The 3,828-nt window shown below is 75.6% G+C and carries 1 protein-coding gene; it reads right to left on the reverse strand.

Features of this window, described 5'->3' with window-relative positions; all coding sequences use genetic code 11:
• The coding region (locus HW577_RS22250) for a beta strand repeat-containing protein (RefSeq protein ID WP_198378302.1) at positions 1 to 3,828 on the reverse strand (3,828 nt) is incomplete at both ends.

The raw sequence follows: 3,828 nt of genomic DNA on the forward strand, positions 1-3,828 counted from the left end.
TTCCCGCCGCGGGCGGCAGCATCGCTTCCGTATAGGCGTGGATGCCGGCCATCACGGTGTCGCCCGCCGTGGCATCGAGCGTGACGGTGCCGGTTGCGCGAATGTCGTTGAGCGTGAGCGCCGTGGCGCGGATGTCCACGGCGCCGGCCACCGCCGCGCCGCCGCCGCCCGTCGCGCCGGCCGTCAGCGCGCCGGTGTTGCGGAACAGCACGCCGTCGCGCGCCGTGGCGATGAAGGTGCCGACGGTGTTGTCGCCGGACAGGCGCACCTCGCCCGCCAGGGCGCTGGCCGTCAGCGTGGTGCCGGCGACCGCGGCGAGGGGCGTCGTGCCCGTGATGTTCCCCGCCGTCGCGGTCAGGGCGACGTTGCCGGACTGCGCGCGGACCGCGAGGCCCGGCGTCTCGGCGAGCGTGATGCTGCCGCCGCTGAGCGTGATGTTGCCCGCGGTCGCGTTGGCGCGCTGGACCGAGAGCGCGCCATCCGTCGCGACCGAGAGCGGGCCGAGGGTCAGCGCATCGAGCGTGCCGATGCCGTTGCCGGCGCGGTCGATCGTCACCACGCCTGCGCCCTGGCGCGCATCGATGACGAGCGTCCCGGCCGAGAGCGTACCGCCGAACTGCGTGATGCTGCCCGCGCCGCCCGCCAGCAGCAGCATCTCGAGCCGTGCGGCATCGGCCGGGTCAAGCGTCCAGGTGCCGTCGAGCCGGATCGCCGGGCCGGCGATGCGGATGGCACCCCCGGCCGCGTCGAGCCGGGCGAGTTCCGCCGCTTCCAGCCGCGCGGTGCCGCCGAGCGCGCCTGTGCCGCCGAGGCTGACCGTCTGCGTGCCGGTGAGCTCGATGCGCCCCGGCGTGCCGGCCGCGGTGCCGACATTCGCGCCGATCGCGAAATCCGCCGCCTGCAGGGCGATGGTGCGTCCGGCGCCCGCCTCGATCGCCGCATCGACGGCGAAGGTGCCGGTCCCGCCGGCGACGATGGTCACCGCCCCGTCGGTCGCGATGCCTTCCGGCCGCCCGCTGCCGGCCGCGACGCCGCCGATCGACCCGCCCACGCCGCCGAGGCTGATGTCGCCGGTCGCGAAGGCGCTGACGCGGCTGACCGTGATGGCCTGGGCGTTGCCCGCGATCGCGCCGCCGCTCTGCAGTTCCAGCGTGGTCACGCCGGGCAGCGAGACGGGGGCGCTGAAGACGATGTCGCCGCTCGTCCCGCCCTGGCCGGTCGTGCCGCCGATGACGAGCCGCCCGGCCGAGACCTGCTGCAAGGTGCCGGTGGAGATGTTCGTCGCGCCGGCCGCGGCGCCGCCGATGTTGATCGAGCGTCCGTCCGTGAAGGGCGCGAAGCGCACCGTGCCGCCCGGGGCGAGGAAGGCGGTGCCCGCGAAGTTGATGCCGAGCCCGTTGGTCAGCAGCGCGATGGTCCCGCCCGTGCCGACCGCGACGGGCGCGCCGACGATGAGGCCGGGAATGCTGCCGAAGAAGAAGGGGATGTCGGCGCGCGCGTTGCTGAGCGTGAAGTCGGCCCCGCTGACGATGGAGCGCGTGCTCGCCGTCCCCGCCGCATCCGCCCCCGGGTCGAGCCAAGCGATCTGGTTCGCGCCGGTCAGCGCGATGGTCCCGCCCGCCGAGGCCGCGAGCCCGGCCGCGGTGATGATGCCGCCGGTCTGGGTGATGCCGCCCGCGCCCGGCGTGTCGAAGCCCGCGCCGGTGCGCAGCAGCACGCGGCCGGTGGGTGCGGAGACATCGCCGGCCAGCGTCATCTGCCCGGTCGATTCGAGCGTGATCGCCCCGCCGGAGGAGGCGACGCCGTTCACCGTCAGCGTGCGGTTGCTGCGCAGGGTGAAGCCCGCCCCGCCCGCGGAGCCCGCGCCGAGCGCGGCGACCGCGTTCGTGCCGAGGTCGAGCGTCACGGTCCCGGGCGCGTTCGCGATCAGCGTACCGGTCGTGATCGGCGCCCCGGCCCCCTGGCTGACGCCGCCGCCGGTCGAGACGAGCGTGACGGTGCCGCCCGTCGCCGTGATGCCGGGTGCCGCGACGCTGACATTGCCCGTGTTGCGGAAGGCGAAGTCGCCGCCGCCCGCGCTGCCCGCGACCGTCCCTGCGATGCCGTTCGCCGCGCCCGCGACATCGAGCCGCACATCGCCGAGCGTCGCCGTCGCGACGAGGTTCGGCGCGGAGATCGAGCCGCCGGCGGATTGCGCGATGTCCCCCGTCGCGGCCGTCAGGCTGAGGCGCCCGCTGCCGAACATGGAGAGCGCGCCGTCGATCCCGATCGAGGCGCCGCGCAGCGCCAGTTCGTTGACCGCGTTGCTGGTGGCCGGGCCGGCGACCGTCAGCGTGCCCGCGCCCGCGCCGGTCGCGCCGATCGCGACGGCCTGGGCATAGAGGCGACCGAGCGTGCCGGGGCCGAGCGCCAGCGCGCCGGCATTGTCGGCGCCGATCACGATGTTGCGGCCCGCGGTGCGGGTCGCGATGTCGATGGTCCCGCCGAAGGCCGGGTTCGTGCCTGCCGTGATGGCACTGTCGGCATCGATGGCCAGGCCGTCCACGCGCAGCCGCACGAGCCCGTCGGCGGCCGTCGCGGCGACGCCTTCGCCGAGCCCGCTGCCGCCGGTGGCCGCGCGCACGCGCAGGCTGTCTGCCGTGATGTCGGCCGAGGCCGCGCGGATGCCGGAGACGGTCTCGGGGATGAAGACGAAGCCGCCGGGCAGGAAGGGATTGAAGAAGGGGCGGACCACGCCCGCGACCGTCGTCGTCGAGACGGCGCCGCTGCCGCGATAGGTGAAGGCGCCCGTCGCGAAGGCCGCGATGGCGCCGACGCTGTTGGTCCCGGCGGTGAGCGCGATGTCGCCGGGCGCGTACAGGCCGAGCGTGCCCGCCGTGATGCCGCCCGTGGCGGTCTGGGTGATCGCCCCGCCCGCGCCGAGCCGCACCGTCGCGCCCGCCTGGCCGACATCGCCCGAGATGGTCATGCCAAGCGCGGCGGCGAGCGTGATGTCGGAGAAGGCGATCGAGCCCGTGTTCGCGACGGTCAGCGTGCCGTCGGTCGTCAGCCGCAGGATGCCGCCGCCCGCGCCTTGCGACAGCGCTTCCTCGATCGTCAGCGACTGGCCGGTGCGCAGCGCGAAGGTGCTGCCCGCGCCGCCGGCGCCGAAGGTCCCGACCGCGTTGGGCGCGGCCTCGAGCAACACGGACCCGGTGGCGGAGGCCTCGAGCCGCCCGGCCGAGATGGTTCCGCTCGCGGTCTGCGCGACATTGCCGGCGGTCGCCTGGAGCGTGACGGTGCCGGCGCCGGCCGTGATCGCCGCGTTCACGTCGACGCTGCTGGCGATCAGCGTGATGTCGGCGTTGCTGCCCGCGGTGGTCGGCGCGATGGTCCCCGAGACGGTGATCGGCCCGTTGGTGCGGTAGCCGAAGGCCCCGTCGAAGGAGAAGGTGCCGAGGTTGCCCACCTGGTTCGGCGCCTCGGCGAGGTCGATCGCCCCGGCGGCGTTGGCCGTGAGCAGCGCGGTGGTGATCACGCCCGCCGCGGTCTGGGTGATGCTGCTGGCCGCGCCGCCGCCCGAGGCGGTGAGGTTCACCGCCGTCGGCGCGTCCAGCGCGGCCTCGATGGCGATGGACCGCGCCGCCAGCGTCGCCGTGCCGCCGGCCTCGACCGGCGCGGCGAGCGTCAGGCTCCCCGAGGTGCCGAGATTGATGGAGATGTCGCCCGGCGCCGCGAGGCCCCGCGGGTCCGCCCCGCCATCGGCCACGCGGAAGCTGCCGCTGCCGACGAGGCCGAGGCTGCCCGCGCCGGCCTGCGCGACCAGCTCCCGCGTCCCGCCGCTGGCGA

Origin of the sequence: Neoroseomonas rubea, assembly GCF_016106015.1 — a bacterium.
Classification (GTDB): Bacteria; Pseudomonadota; Alphaproteobacteria; order Acetobacterales; family Acetobacteraceae; genus Neoroseomonas; species Neoroseomonas rubea.